Source organism: Pseudomonas sp. AA-38 (assembly GCF_029457475.1).
GTDB lineage: Bacteria > Pseudomonadota > Gammaproteobacteria > Pseudomonadales > Pseudomonadaceae > Aquipseudomonas.
In genome coordinates this window covers 2,897,645-2,910,165 of sequence record NZ_CP120359.1, presented here as the reverse complement: position 1 = coordinate 2,910,165, position 12,521 = coordinate 2,897,645, and the positions used below count along the sequence as shown (strand labels likewise).

The window sequence follows — 12,521 nt, the reverse complement described above, 5'->3', positions numbered from 1 at the left end:
AGTCGGCATTCGCCGAAAAGGCCGTTTTTCTTTGCATGAGGTTCGTATGAACAAGCCCCTTATCGGCAGCTTTGCGGCGCTGCTGATGTTGCTCGGCGGTTGCGCCACGGAGCAGTCGCGTACCCTGGAGGTCGCCAAGGTGAATACCGCCCAGGTGTCCTACGCCGGGCCTCGCAGCCCGATTTCCGTCGGCAAGTTCGACAATCGCTCCAGCTACATGCGCGGTATCTTCACTGACAGCGTCGACCGTCTCGGTGGGCAGGCCAAGACCATCCTGATCACTCACCTGCAACAGTCCAACCGCTTCAACGTGCTCGACCGCGACAACCTGGCCGAGCTGCAGCAGGAATCCGGTTTTTCCAAGCAGGCGCAGCAGGTACGTGGCGCCAACTACGTGGTCACCGGTGATGTCACCGAGTTCGGCCGCAAGGAAGTCGGCGATCACCAGTTGTTCGGCATTCTCGGCCGTGGCAAGCAGCAGATCGCCTACGCCAAGGTCAACCTCAACATCGTCGACGTGAAGACCTCCGAAGTGGTGTTCTCCTCCCAGGGCGCGGGTGAATACAGCCTGTCCAACCGCGAGATCGTCGGTTTCGGCGGTACCGCCAGCTACGACTCCACCCTCAATGGCAAGGTGCTCGACCTGGCCATCCGCGAGGCGGTGAACAACCTGGTCAATGGCGTCGACACCGGCGCATGGAATCCAACCAAGTAAAAGGAACTTAGCAAGCATGACAATCGCACGCAGATTGGCCGTTTTCTCCGGGATGTTAGTACTCGGCGTGCTGGGTGGCTGTGCCAGTGGCCCGCAGCCCCTGTATTACTGGGATGGTTACCAGCAGCAGGTCTACCAACGCTTCGACAACCAGAGCAGCACCGAGGAGCAGATCGCCGCGCTGGAAGCCAGCGTGCAAAAAGCGCGCGCTGCCGACCGCACACTGCCGCCGGGCTTCCATGCCCATCTGGGCATGCTCTATGCCGATGTCGGCAAGCTCGACCAGGTGCGCCAGGAGTTCGAGACCGAGAAGGCGCTGTACCCCGAGTCCGCCACTTACATGGACTTTCTGATGCGGAAATTCGACCAATGAAGACGATCTTTTCCCTCGCTGCTCTGAAAACCGCCGCGCTGCTGGCCTGCCTGGCTATCCTCGGCGGCTGCGCGGCGCCCAAGGCCTACGACTACAGCGCTTTCCTGGAGAGCAAGCCGGCGTCGATCCTGGTGCTGCCGCCGGTGAACCAGTCGCCGGACGTCAAGGCCTCCTACAGCTTCTATTCGCAGGTTACCCTGCCGCTGAGCGAAGCCGGTTACTACGTGATGCCGGTGGCGGTGGTGGACGAAACCTTCAAGCAGAACGGCCTGATGAATGCCGAGGAGATCCGCCAGGCCTCGCCGCAGAAGCTGCGTGAGATCTTCGGCGCCGACAGTGTGCTGTATCTGGATGTCACCGAATACGGCAGCAGCTACAAGGTCATCACCAGTGAGGTGGCGGTGACCGCCACGGCCAAGCTGGTGGATCTGCGCAACGGCAAGTTGCTCTGGGAAGGCACTGCGCGTGCCAGCAGTGCCGAACAGCAGCAGAACAACGGCGGTGGCCTGGTCGGTATGCTGGTGGTGGCGTTGATCGATCAGGTGGTCAACACCCTGAGTGATCGCGGCCATGAAATCGCCGGTATCACCAGCTTCCGCCTGCTTTCCAGCAACATGCACAACGGCATCCTGCCGGGGCCACGTGCGCGCCCGGATGCGGCGCACTGAACCGAGCGTTGACGCACGGGGCGCGCTGCCTCTAACCTGCGCGCCTTGCTTCAGGTGCCCCGCGCCGTCATCGATGATGGCGCCGGGGTGAAACAGGGAAGCCGGTACGCAAGCCGGCGCTGCCCCCGCAACGGTAGGTGAGTCGCACGCCGCATCAGGCCACTGTGCTAGGCACGGGAAGGCGCGGCGCCGAGCCATTGGCCTCGCTCACGAGCCCGGAGACCGGCCTGTCGCAGTTTCACGGCATCGCGGAGGGCGTTGACCGGCTTGTGCCCCTGCCTGTGCGGGGGCATTCGTGCTTTTGCCTCCGTCTGCTGCCAGCCATGAAATGCCCGGATCAGTGATGGAGTGTTCGCCCTTGCCAGCTTTCCTGATCTTTTCCTCGCCGCGCCGCCCTTCGTTCGGCTGGGGCGAGGCGGGCGCCTGACCTCGAGGAGCACAGCATGAGCGAGTCGGCCGAACGCGATGCCCGCCACAAGGCGCGCATGCAGCGCAAGAAAGCCCTGATCGACGAGAAGATCGCCCAGGCCCAGGACGAATACGGCCTGCTGCTGGTGCACAGCGGCAACGGCAAGGGCAAGAGCAGCAGTGCCTTTGGCATGGTCGCGCGCGCCCTCGGCCATGGCCTCAAGGTCGGCGTGGTGCAGTTCATCAAGGGCGCGGCCAGCACTGGCGAAGAGGCCTTCTTCCGGCGTTTTCCCGAAGAGGTCAGCTACCACGTGATGGGCGAGGGCTTCACCTGGGAAACCCAGGATCGCCAGCGCGATATCGCCAAGGCGCAGCAGGCCTGGGCCGTGGCCCGTAAGCTACTGAACGATGAGGCCATCGGCCTGGTGGTGCTCGACGAGCTGAACATCGCCCTCAAGCACGGTTACCTGGAACTGGACGCGGTGCTGGCCGATATCGAGGCGCGGCCGCTGTTGCAGCATGTGGTGGTGACCGGGCGCGGCGCCTTGCCGGGCATGATCGAGGCAGCCGACACGGTGACCGACATGAGCCTGGTCAAGCATGCGTTCAAGGCTGGGGTGAAGGCGCAGAAGGGTATCGAATACTGATGAGTGCGCGTCACTGCCCGGCCCTGTTGATCGCCGCGCCGGCGTCCGGCCAGGGCAAGACCACCGTGACCGCCGCTCTGGCGCGCCTGCACAGGCGCCAGGGGCGACGGGTGCGGGTGTTCAAGTGCGGCCCGGACTTTCTCGACCCGATGATCCACGCCCGCGCCAGCGGCGCGCCGGTGTACCAGCTCGACCTGGCCATGGTCGGTGAGGCGGAGAGCCGACGCCTGTTGTGGCAGGCGGCCGGCGAGGCCGACCTCATCCTCATCGAAGGCGTGATGGGCCTGTTCGACGGCAAGCCCTCGGCGGCCGACCTGGCGCGGCACTTCGGCGTGCCGGTGCTGGGGGTGATCGACGGCGCGGCCATGGCTCAGACCTTCGGCGCCCTGGCCCATGGTCTGGCCACCTTCCAGCCCGATCTGCCCTTTGCCGGGGTGCTCGGCAACCGGGTGGCCAGCAGCCGCCATGGCGATATCCTGCGCGATGCCTTGCCTGCCAGCATCCGCTGGTTCGGTGCATTGCCACGCAGCGCCGCGGTGGAGCTGCCCAGCCGCCACCTGGGGTTGGTGCAGGCGGCCGAGCTGGCCGACCTGGATGCCCGCCTGGACGCCGCCGCCGATGCCCTTGCGGCCAGCGCCGATGTCGATCTGCCGGCTCCGGTGCGTTTTGCCGCGCCGCGCCTGGATGAGCCGGCCGCGCTGCTGGCCGGGGTGCGGATCGGGGTGGCGCGCGATGCCGCCTTCGCCTTCCTCTATCAGGCCAATCTCGATCTGCTGCAGGCCCTCGGCGCCGAACTGCATTACTTCTCGCCGCTGGCCGACAGCGGGCTGCCGGCCGTGGACAGCCTCTACCTGCCCGGTGGCTACCCCGAGTTGTACCTGGCCGAGCTGGAAGGCAACCAGGCCATGGCCGAGGCGATCCGAGCCCATCACCAGGCCGGTAAGCCATTGCTGGCGGAATGCGGCGGCATGCTCTACCTGCTCGATGAACTGCGCGACAAGCAGGGCGCCAGCGGCCGGATGCTCGGTCTGCTCAGCGGCAGCGCGGCGCTGCAGCCCCGGCTGACCGCCCTGGCGTTGCAGGAAGTGACGCTGCCGGAAGGCAAGCTGCGCGGGCACAGCTATCATCATTCGCGGCTGGAAAGTTCCCTGGCGCCCCTTGCCCTGGGCCGATGCCCGAATGGCAAGCCGGTGGCTGAGGCGGTGTATCGCCTGGGGCGGCTGACCGCCAGCTATATCCATTTCTACCTACCGTCGAACCCGGAGGCAGCCGCCGCGCTGTTACAGCCATGACCGATCAGGCCTTCTCGCCCGAGGAACGCGCGGCGGTGTACCGCGCCATCGCCGAACGCCGCGATATGCGCCACTTCGCTGGAGGGCAGGTGCCCGCCGAGGTGCTGGCGCGCCTGCTGGAGGCCGCGCATCACGCCCCCAGTGTGGGCCTGATGCAGCCCTGGCGCTTCATGCGCATCAGCGATCGCCACCTGCGTGAAGAGATCCATGCCCTGGTGGAGGCCGAGCGGGTGCAAACCGCCGAGGCTCTGGGCGAGCGCAGTGACGAATTCATGCAGCTCAAGGTCGAGGGCATTCGCGACTGCGCCGAACTGCTCGCCGTGGCGCTGATGGATGGTCGCGAAGCCCATGTCTTCGGCCGGCGCACCCTGCCGGAAATGGACATGGCCTCGGTGGCCTGCGCCATCCAGAACCTGTGGCTGGCGGCGCGCGCCGAAGGCCTGGGGCTGGGCTGGGTGTCGCTGTTCGATCCCGAGGCACTGGCCGCGCTGCTGGGCATGCCGCCTGGCAGCAAGCCGGTGGCCTTGCTCTGCCTGGGGCCGGTGCATGCCTTCTACCAGAAACCGATGCTGGTAGAGGAGGGCTGGGCCACGCCCAGGCCGCTGGCCGATTTGCTGTTCGAGAACCGTTGGGGCGTACGGAGTGAGTGAGCGATGAGTCTGGCGCTGATCACCTGTGCCGGTGTGGCCCTGGATGCCGCCCTGGGTGAGCCCAGGCGTGGCCACCCGCTGGTGGCCTTCGGGCGTCTGGCCGAGCGCCTGGAGCAGCGCTTCAACCCGGCTGGCGGCGGCTGGCGCAGCCATGGCGTGAGCGCCTGGTGCCTGGCCGTGCTGCCGATGACCCTGCTGACCTGGCTGCTGACTCAGGTCAGCTCGCTGAGCTGGGCGGTGGAGATTCTCGCCCTGTACTTCGCCCTGGGTCTGCGCAGCCTGTACGAACACGCGCAGCCGGTGGCCCAGGCGCTGCGCCTGGGCGATCTGCCGCTGGCGCGCGAGCGTGTCGGCTGGATGGTCAGCCGCAACACTGCCGAGCTGGATGCCTCCGGCGTGGCTCGTGCCGGCACCGAGTCGGTATTGGAAAACGGCTCCGATGCGGTGTTCGCCGCCTTGTTCTGGTTCGTCGTCGCTGGCGCACCGGGGGTGGTGCTGTACCGCTTGAGCAATACCCTGGACGCCATGTGGGGCTATCGCAACGAGCGCTTCGAGCGCTTCGGCTGGGCCGCGGCGAAGATCGACGATGCCCTCAATTATCTGCCGGCGCGTCTGGTGGCGCTGACCTATGCACTGCTCGGGCGAACCGCCCTGGCCCTGCGTTGCTGGCAGCGCCAGGCGCCGTTGTGGGACAGCCCCAATGCCGGCCCGGTCATGGCGGCGGGTGCCGGCAGCCTGGGGGTGAGCCTGGGCGGCGCGGCGGAATATCACGGCGAGGTGCACCAGCGTCCGCAACTGGGTGAAGGTCCGGCGCCACGAGCGCGGGATATCGAACGGGCAATGAATCTGGTGATCGGCGGTGTGGCGCTGTGGCTGGTCTGTCTGCTGCTCTGGGAGGTCTGGATTGCTTGAACATGGAGGGCGGCTGCGTGCCGCGGCGCAGCGTTACGGCATCGCCCTGGAGGATTGGTTGGATCTGTCCACCGGCGTCGCCCCCTATGGCTGGACGCTGCCCATGGTGCCTGCCGAGGCCTGGGCACGGCTGCCGGAAGTCGAGGATGGCCTGGAGGCGGCGGCGCGCGATTACTATGGCGCCGCCAGCCTGCTGCCGGTAGCCGGCTCGCAGGCCGCCATCCAGGCCCTGCCGCGTCTGCGCAAGCCCTGCAACGTGGGCATTGTCGCCCCGACCTATGCCGAACATGAGGCGGCCTGGCGCAACGAGGGACATCGCGTGTTGACCCTCAGCGAAGGCGCCGTGCCGCGTGCGCTGCCGCAGCTCGACGTGCTGCTGCTGGTCAACCCGAATAACCCGACCGGGCGCCTGGTCGAGTCCCTGCGCCTGCTCGACTGGCATGACCAACTGGCCGAACGGGGCGGTTGGCTGGTGGTGGATGAAGCCTTCATGGATTGCGCACCCGAGCACAGTCTGGCTGCCTACAGCGACATGCCGGGGTTGATCGTACTGCGTTCGTTCGGCAAGTTCTTCGGCCTGGCGGGGCTGCGCCTGGGCTTTGTCCTCGCCGCGCAGGCCCTGCTCGACGAACTGCAGGTGCTGCTCGGCCCCTGGGCCGTCAGTGGCCCGGCACGGCATGTCGCGCGCCACCTGCTGGTCGATGGCGAGGGCCAGCACCGCCAGCGTCAGCGCCTGTTGGCCGACGGCGCACGCCTGGCCACCTTGCTGCGCAACAATGGCCTGCCGCCCAGTGGCGGTTCGGCGCTGTTCCAGTTCTGTTGCACGCGACGCGCGATACCCTGCGCCGAGCTGCTGGCGCGGCGTGGCATTCTCGTGCGGCTGTTCGCCGAACTGGACAGTCTGCGCTTCGGCTTGCCTGCCGACGAGGTCGGCTGGCAGCGCCTGGAGCAGGGCCTGCAGGCCTGCGCGCCGATCCTGGCGAGTATCGAGGAGGCGACCTGATGCCCACTCTGATGGTGCAGGGCACCACCTCGGACGCCGGCAAGAGCACCCTGGTGACGGCTCTGTGCCGCTGGCTGCGGCGCCAGGGCGTGCCGGTTGCACCCTTCAAGCCCCAGAACATGGCACTCAACTCGGCAGTGACCGCCGAGGGTGGCGAGATCGGTCGTGCCCAGGCGGTGCAGGCGCAGGCCGCCGGGCTGGCGCCGCATACCGACATGAACCCGGTGCTGCTCAAGCCCAACAGCGAGATGGGGGCCCAGGTGATCATCCACGGCCGCGCCATCGGCAACATGCAGGCGTTGAGCTATCACGGCTACAAGCCGGTGGCCATGGCAGCGGTGCTGGAATCCCACGCGCGTCTGCTGGAGCGCTACGGTCTGGTAGTGGTGGAGGGCGCCGGCTCACCGGCGGAGATCAACCTGCGCGCTGGCGATATCGCCAATATGGGCTTCGCCGAGGCGGTGGACTGCCCGGTGATCCTGATTGCCGATATCGACAAGGGCGGTGTGTTCGCCCATCTGGTGGGCACCCTGGAGCTGCTTAGCCCCAGCGAGCGGGCGCGCGTCCAGGGCTTCGTGATCAACCGTTTCCGGGGCGATATCGCCCTGCTCGAGCCAGGGCTGGAGTGGCTGGAGCAGCACACCGGCAAGCCGGTGCTCGGCGTGTTGCCGTACCTGATGGATTTTCACCTGGAAGCCGAGGACGCCGTCGACACCCGCCAGCAGGCCAAGGACGCCAAGGCCCTGCGCGTGGTGGTGCCAGTGCTGCCGCGCATCAGTAACCATACCGATTTCGACCCGCTGCGCCTGCACCCGCAGGTGCAGTTGAGTTTCGTCAGGGCGGGGCAGAGCATGCCGCCGGCCGATCTGCTCATCCTGCCTGGCTCCAAGAGCGTGCGTGCCGATCTGGCGCACTTGCGCGAGCAGGGCTGGGACAAGGCCATCGCCCGCCACCTGCGTTACGGCGGCAAGCTGCTGGGGATCTGCGGCGGTTTGCAGATGCTCGGCCGGCAGATTCATGATCCGCACGGCCTGGAAGGCGCTGCCGGCAGCAGCGAGGGCCTTGGCCTGCTGGATTTCACCACGCTGCTGGAGCCGGAGAAGCAACTGCGCAACGTGCGTGGCCGGCTCTGCCTGGAACAGGCTGAGGTGAGTGGCTACGAGATTCACGCCGGGGTCAGCCGCGGGCCTGGTCTCAATGGTGCCGTGCAGCTCGAGGATGGGCGCAGCGATGGTGGCCTGAGCGCCGACGGCCAGGTGTTCGGCACCTACCTGCACGGTCTGTTCGAGCAGCCTTCGGCATGCGCCGCGCTGCTGCGCTGGGCCGGTCTCGATGAGGTGCAACAGGTGGATTACCAGGCCCTGCGTGAACGGGATATCGAGCGCCTGGCCGACCAGGTGGAGCTACACCTGGATACCGACAGGCTCAGGGTGCTTTGTGGCATCGGGTAGGGTGCGCCAGAGCGATTGAATGGTGCGCACAGCGCACCCTACGGAGTGAATATGCTTGAACTGATCCTCGGCGGAGCCCGATCCGGCAAGAGCCGGCTGGCCGAGAAACTGGCCGCTGAGTCGGGGCTGGCGGTGGTCTACATCGCCACCAGCCAGCCGCTCGACGGCGAAATGAATGCTCGCGTCGCTCAACACCGGGCCCGGCGCCCGGCGCACTGGGGGCTGGTGGAAGAACCACTGGCGCTGGCTCGCGTGCTGCGCGAGCAGGCCGCGACAGGGCGTTGCCTGCTGGTGGACTGCCTGACCCTGTGGCTGACCAATCTGCTGGTGCTGGACGACGGCCAGCGCCTGGAAGCCGAACGTGAGGCGCTGCTTGCCTGTGTCAGCGAGTTGCCAGGGCGTATTCTGCTGGTCAGCAACGAGACCGGTCTGGGCGTGGTACCACTGGGTGAATTGACCCGCCGTTATGTCGATGAGGCCGGCTGGTTGCACCAGGCCCTGGCCGAGCGCAGCCAGCGCGTACTGTTCACCGTCGCCGGCCTGCCCATGCTGCTCAAGGGAGACAGCCTATGAAGTTGCAATGGTGGCAAGGGCCTTGCCAACCACTGGATCACGTCGCCCGCAACAAGGCCGAAGCGCGCCAGCGGCAATTGACCAAACCGGCGGGCTCCCTGGGCTGCCTGGAACATCTGGCCGTGCAACTGGCTGCGCTGCAGGGGCGCGAACGACCGAGCCTGGAGTCGCTGAGCATCACCGTGTTCGCCGGCGATCATGGCGTGGTGGCCGAGGGCGTTTCCGCCTATCCGCAAGCGGTGACTGGGCAGATGCTGGCCAACTTCGTCAGCGGCGGGGCGGCGATCAGCGTGCTGGCGCGTGCCCTGGATGCGCGCCTGGAGCTGATCGACCTGGGCACCGCCGAACCCTTGCCGCCGATGCCGGGGGTGCGCCACCTGCATGTCGGCGCCGGTACGCAGAACTTCCTGCATGGCCCGGCGATGACCCTGGCCCAGGTGCTGATCTGCCTGGCGGCCGGGCGCAACAGTGTGCAGCGTGCTCGTGCCGCCGAGTGCGACTTGTTCATCGGTGGCGAAATGGGGATCGGCAATACCACGGCAGCCACGGCACTGGCCTGCTGGTTGCTGGATTGCCCCGCCAACGATCTGGTGGGGCCGGGAACCGGTCTGGATGCCGCCGGTATGGCGCACAAGGCGCGCGTCATCGAGGCGGCGCTGAACCTGCATGGCGAACGCATCGACACGCCTCTGGAGGCGCTGATCCATCTGGGCGGCTTCGAGATCGCGGCGCTGACGGGCGCATACCTGGCGGCGGCTCAGGAGGGCGTGGCGATTCTGGTCGATGGCTTCATCTGCAGCGTCGCCGCCTTGCTGGCGGTACGCATGAACCCGGCCTGTCGCGACTGGTTGCTGTTCGCCCATCATGGCGCCGAGCCGGGCCATGTGCGAGTGTTGCAGGCATTGCAGGCACAACCGCTGCTGGAGCTGGGCCTGCGTCTGGGCGAGGGCAGTGGCGCAGCACTGGCCGTGCCGCTGCTGCGCATGGCCTGTCGTCTGCATGCACAGATGGCCACCTTTGCTGAAGCGGCCGTGGCGCAGAGGCCCGTCTGATGCTGCATCTGGAACTCTTGCGGCACGGCGAAACCGAGCAGGGCGGTGGCCTGCGTGGCAGCCTGGACGATGCCCTGACCGAGCAGGGCTGGGCGCAACTGCGTAGCGCCTTGCAGGGCGCCGGCCCCTGGCAGCGCCTGATCAGCTCGCCGCTGCAGCGTTGCGCGCGTTTCGCCGAGGAAGTGGCGGCGGCGCATGGCCTGCCGCTGCATTACGAGCCCGCTCTGCAGGAGCTGCATTTCGGTGACTGGGAGGGGCGTAGCGCCGCCTCGCTGATGGACACCGATGCCGAAGCCCTGGGGCGTTTCTGGGCTGACCCCTACGCCTTTACGCCGCCCAATGGCGAGCCCCTGCTGGCGTTCGAGGCGCGTGTGCTCGCCGCCGTGCAGCGTCTGCAGCAGGCCCATGACGGCGAACGCCTGCTGCTGATCACCCATGGCGGGGTGATGCGCCTGTTGTTGGCGCGTGCGCGCGGCCTGCCACGGCAGGATCTTTTGCAGGTCAACGTCGGCTATGCCCAGCGCTTTCGCTTGCAGCTCGAGGCCGATGGCCGACTGACGGAGCTGCCATGACGGCCTTGTTGATTGCCGTGCAGTTTCTTACCCGCCTGCCGGTCACCCTGCCGGGCATGCCGAGCCCGGAACAGATGGGGCGCTCGTTGCTCTGGTATCCCACGGTCGGGCTGCTGCTCGGTGCGCTGCTGTGGGCGGCGCACCTGCTGCTGGGCCAGGTGCCTGAGGTGTTGCAGGCGGCGATCATTCTGACCTTGTGGGTGGGGCTCAGCGGTGGGCTGCATCTGGATGGCCTGGCCGACACGGCCGATGCCTGGGTCGGTGGTTTCGGCGACCGTGAGCGCACCCTGAGCATCATGAAGGATCCGCGCAGCGGCCCCATCGCCATCGTCGTGCTGGTGCTGCTGCTCTTGCTCAAGTTCGCTGCGCTATCGACGCTGCTGCAAGCCGGGCAGGGCCTCTACCTGCTGCTGCTGCCCTGGGTGGGGCGCAGCCTGCTGCCGTTGCTGCTGGCGAGCACGCCTTACGTGCGCGCCGGAGGCCTGGGCCAGGCGCTGGTCGAGTATCTGCCGCGCCGGCAACTGCCCTGGGTGCTGGGTGGGCATGCCTTGGCCATGCTGCTGCTGGGCTGGAGTGCGGCCATTGGCCTGGGCATGGCGCTGCTGCTGTTTCTCTGGTTGCGACGGGCCCTGTTGCAGCGTCTGGGCGGCACTACCGGCGATACCGCGGGTGCGCTGGTGGAGTTGGCCGAATCCGTGGTGTTGTTGACCTTGGCGCTCTACTGGAGCGCTTGAGAACATCTGTATCGGTGCAGTCCTCGGCAACTGTATTTGCCCTGCAAGGGGGCGCCAAGCTATATCTGCCCGTTGATTCCGGAGAACACGACAATGACCCATACCTGGCGTTCATCCACCTGGCTGCTGCTCGGCGCTTCGCTGATTCTCGCGCTGTCGCTCGGCACCCGCCATGGCTTCGGCCTGTTCCTGCCGCCGATGAGCGCCGAGTTCGGCTGGGGGCGTGAAGTGTTCGCCTTCGCCATCGCCCTGCAGAACCTCGTCTGGGGCTTGGCGCAACCTGTCACCGGGGCACTGGCCGACCGCTTCGGCGCGCGCAAGGCGATCATCGTCGGTGGCGTGCTCTATGTCCTCGGGCTGTTGTGCATGGGCATGGCCAACTCGCCGCTGTCCCTGTCGCTGAGTGCCGGCCTGCTGATCGGCATAGGCCTGTCCGGTACCTCGTTCTCGGTGATTCTCGGTGTGGTCGGCCGCGCCGTGCCGGTGGAGAAGCGCAGCATGGCCATGGGCATCGCTGCGGCGGCTGGCTCCTTCGGTCAGTTTGCCATGCTGCCGGGCTCGCTCGGGCTGATCGGCTGGCTGGGCTGGTCGTCGGCGCTGCTGGCGCTAGGGCTGCTGGTGGCGCTGATCCTGCCGTTGGCGGCGATGATCAATGAGGCGCCCGCGCCAGTCAGTAACCTGCCGCAGCAGACCTTGCTCGAAGCCCTGCGCGAGGCGGCTGGGCACTCCGGCTTCTGGCTGCTGGCGCTGGGCTTTTTCGTTTGCGGTTTCCAGGTGGTGTTCGTCGCCGTGCACCTGCCAGCCTATCTGGTCGATCATCATCTGCCGGCCATCACCGGCACCACGGTGCTGGCGCTGGTGGGGCTGTTCAACATCTTCGGCACCTACTTCGCCGGCTGGCTCGGCGGGCGCATGGCCAAACCGCGTCTGCTCAGCGCCCTGTATCTGCTGCGTGGGGTGGTGATCAGCCTGTTTCTGCTGGCGCCGCTGACACAATGGAGTGCCTACCTGTTCGGTATCGCCATGGGCCTGCTGTGGCTGTCCACCGTGCCGCTGACCAACGGCACGGTGGCCACGCTGTTCGGCGTGCGCAACCTGTCCATGCTCGGTGGCATCGTCTTCCTATTCCATCAGCTTGGCTCCTTCCTCGGCGGCTGGCTGGGCGGCTACCTGTATGACCACACCGGCAGCTACGACCTGGTATGGCAGATCGCCATCGGCCTGAGCCTGATGGCCGCCGCGCTCAACTGGCCGGTGCGCGAGGTACCGGTTGCGCGTCTGCAGGGGGCGCCGGCGTGAAACGCCAGGCGTTGACCCTCGCTGCGCTGGCAACGGGTCTCGGCCTGCTGCTGGCGCTGGCCTGGTGGGGCTGGCATCAGGGTGGGCTGGCGCTGCTGCAACTGGGTGTCGGTATCTGTTAGTTGCCGGGATGGTGAGCTGCGAGTAGCGTGGCGAGGTGCTGCCATCGTTT

At 67.1% G+C, this 12,521-nt stretch carries 15 protein-coding genes and 1 riboswitch; all 15 genes read left to right on the top strand.

Features of this window, described 5'->3' with window-relative positions; all coding sequences use genetic code 11:
- Positions 1-46: 46 nt before the first annotated feature.
- Entirely contained in the window at positions 47-715 is a 669-nt protein-coding gene (locus PVE35_RS13265) for a CsgG/HfaB family protein (protein ID WP_277372065.1), read from the top strand.
- A gap of 16 nt (positions 716-731) precedes the next feature.
- On the top strand, positions 732-1,088 hold the full coding sequence (locus PVE35_RS13260; RefSeq protein ID WP_268183474.1) for a DUF4810 domain-containing protein: 357 nt from the start codon (positions 732-734) through the stop codon (positions 1,086-1,088).
- A complete protein-coding gene (locus tag PVE35_RS13255; RefSeq protein ID WP_268183476.1) occupies positions 1,085-1,756 on the top strand; it encodes a DUF799 domain-containing protein in 672 nt (223 codons plus the stop codon). Before PVE35_RS13260 ends, PVE35_RS13255 begins: the two co-directional genes overlap by 4 nt.
- Positions 1,757-1,791: 35 nt before the next feature.
- Positions 1,792-2,002: riboswitch (cobalamin riboswitch) on the top strand.
- A 197-nt stretch (positions 2,003-2,199) separates the two neighbouring features.
- Entirely contained in the window at positions 2,200-2,811 is a 612-nt protein-coding gene (gene cobO, locus PVE35_RS13250) for a cob(I)yrinic acid a,c-diamide adenosyltransferase (protein WP_277372064.1), read from the top strand.
- Positions 2,811-4,103 carry a cobyrinate a,c-diamide synthase gene (locus PVE35_RS13245; RefSeq protein WP_268183480.1) on the top strand — a complete coding sequence of 431 codons (1,293 nt, stop codon included), beginning with the start codon at positions 2,811-2,813 and terminating at the stop codon, positions 4,101-4,103. The genes cobO and PVE35_RS13245 overlap by 1 nt, the downstream gene beginning before the upstream one ends.
- Entirely contained in the window at positions 4,100-4,753 is a 654-nt protein-coding gene (bluB, locus tag PVE35_RS13240; RefSeq protein WP_268183482.1) for a 5,6-dimethylbenzimidazole synthase, read from the top strand. The genes PVE35_RS13245 and bluB overlap by 4 nt, the downstream gene beginning before the upstream one ends.
- 3 nt (positions 4,754-4,756) lie before the next feature.
- On the top strand, positions 4,757-5,665 hold the full coding sequence (gene cbiB / locus PVE35_RS13235; protein WP_277372063.1) for an adenosylcobinamide-phosphate synthase CbiB: 909 nt from the start codon (positions 4,757-4,759) through the stop codon (positions 5,663-5,665).
- A complete protein-coding gene (gene cobD, locus PVE35_RS13230; protein ID WP_277372062.1) occupies positions 5,658-6,668 on the top strand; it encodes a threonine-phosphate decarboxylase CobD in 1,011 nt (336 codons plus the stop codon). The genes cbiB and cobD overlap by 8 nt, the downstream gene beginning before the upstream one ends.
- Positions 6,668-8,119: a cobyric acid synthase gene (locus PVE35_RS13225; protein ID WP_277372061.1), complete on the top strand. Its 1,452-nt coding sequence runs from the start codon at positions 6,668-6,670 to the stop codon at positions 8,117-8,119. Before cobD ends, PVE35_RS13225 begins: the two co-directional genes overlap by 1 nt.
- A 51-nt stretch (positions 8,120-8,170) precedes the next feature.
- Entirely contained in the window at positions 8,171-8,692 is a 522-nt protein-coding gene (gene cobU, locus PVE35_RS13220; protein WP_268183489.1) for a bifunctional adenosylcobinamide kinase/adenosylcobinamide-phosphate guanylyltransferase, read from the top strand.
- Entirely contained in the window at positions 8,689-9,744 is a 1,056-nt protein-coding gene (gene cobT / locus PVE35_RS13215) for a nicotinate-nucleotide--dimethylbenzimidazole phosphoribosyltransferase (RefSeq protein ID WP_268183490.1), read from the top strand. Before cobU ends, cobT begins: the two co-directional genes overlap by 4 nt.
- Positions 9,741-10,316 carry an alpha-ribazole phosphatase family protein gene (cobC, locus tag PVE35_RS13210; protein ID WP_268184269.1) on the top strand — a complete coding sequence of 192 codons (576 nt, stop codon included), beginning with the start codon at positions 9,741-9,743 and terminating at the stop codon, positions 10,314-10,316. The genes cobT and cobC overlap by 4 nt, the downstream gene beginning before the upstream one ends.
- Positions 10,313-11,050, top strand: a complete 738-nt coding sequence (locus PVE35_RS13205; protein ID WP_268183492.1) for an adenosylcobinamide-GDP ribazoletransferase — start codon at positions 10,313-10,315, stop codon at positions 11,048-11,050. Before cobC ends, PVE35_RS13205 begins: the two co-directional genes overlap by 4 nt.
- A 93-nt stretch (positions 11,051-11,143) precedes the next feature.
- Positions 11,144-12,349, top strand: a complete 1,206-nt coding sequence (locus tag PVE35_RS13200) for an MFS transporter (RefSeq protein WP_277372060.1) — start codon at positions 11,144-11,146, stop codon at positions 12,347-12,349.
- Positions 12,346-12,471, top strand: a complete 126-nt coding sequence (locus PVE35_RS13195; protein ID WP_268183495.1) for a hypothetical protein — start codon at positions 12,346-12,348, stop codon at positions 12,469-12,471. Before PVE35_RS13200 ends, PVE35_RS13195 begins: the two co-directional genes overlap by 4 nt.
- Positions 12,472-12,521: the final 50 nt, after the last annotated feature.

Coding starts and splice junctions, on each gene's coding strand:
- PVE35_RS13245 (WP_268183480.1), top strand. CDS start 2,811: ATGAGTGCGCGTCACTGCCCGGCCCTGTTGATCGCCGCGCCGGCGTCC.
- cobT (WP_268183490.1), top strand. CDS start 8,689: ATGAAGTTGCAATGGTGGCAAGGGCCTTGCCAACCACTGGATCACGTC.
- cobO (WP_277372064.1), top strand. CDS start 2,200: ATGAGCGAGTCGGCCGAACGCGATGCCCGCCACAAGGCGCGCATGCAG.
- PVE35_RS13225 (WP_277372061.1), top strand. CDS start 6,668: ATGCCCACTCTGATGGTGCAGGGCACCACCTCGGACGCCGGCAAGAGC.
- PVE35_RS13200 (WP_277372060.1), top strand. CDS start 11,144: ATGACCCATACCTGGCGTTCATCCACCTGGCTGCTGCTCGGCGCTTCG.
- PVE35_RS13260 (WP_268183474.1), top strand. CDS start 732: ATGACAATCGCACGCAGATTGGCCGTTTTCTCCGGGATGTTAGTACTC.
- PVE35_RS13205 (WP_268183492.1), top strand. CDS start 10,313: ATGACGGCCTTGTTGATTGCCGTGCAGTTTCTTACCCGCCTGCCGGTC.
- cbiB (WP_277372063.1), top strand. CDS start 4,757: ATGAGTCTGGCGCTGATCACCTGTGCCGGTGTGGCCCTGGATGCCGCC.
- PVE35_RS13255 (WP_268183476.1), top strand. CDS start 1,085: ATGAAGACGATCTTTTCCCTCGCTGCTCTGAAAACCGCCGCGCTGCTG.
- PVE35_RS13265 (WP_277372065.1), top strand. CDS start 47: ATGAACAAGCCCCTTATCGGCAGCTTTGCGGCGCTGCTGATGTTGCTC.
- bluB (WP_268183482.1), top strand. CDS start 4,100: ATGACCGATCAGGCCTTCTCGCCCGAGGAACGCGCGGCGGTGTACCGC.
- cobU (WP_268183489.1), top strand. CDS start 8,171: ATGCTTGAACTGATCCTCGGCGGAGCCCGATCCGGCAAGAGCCGGCTG.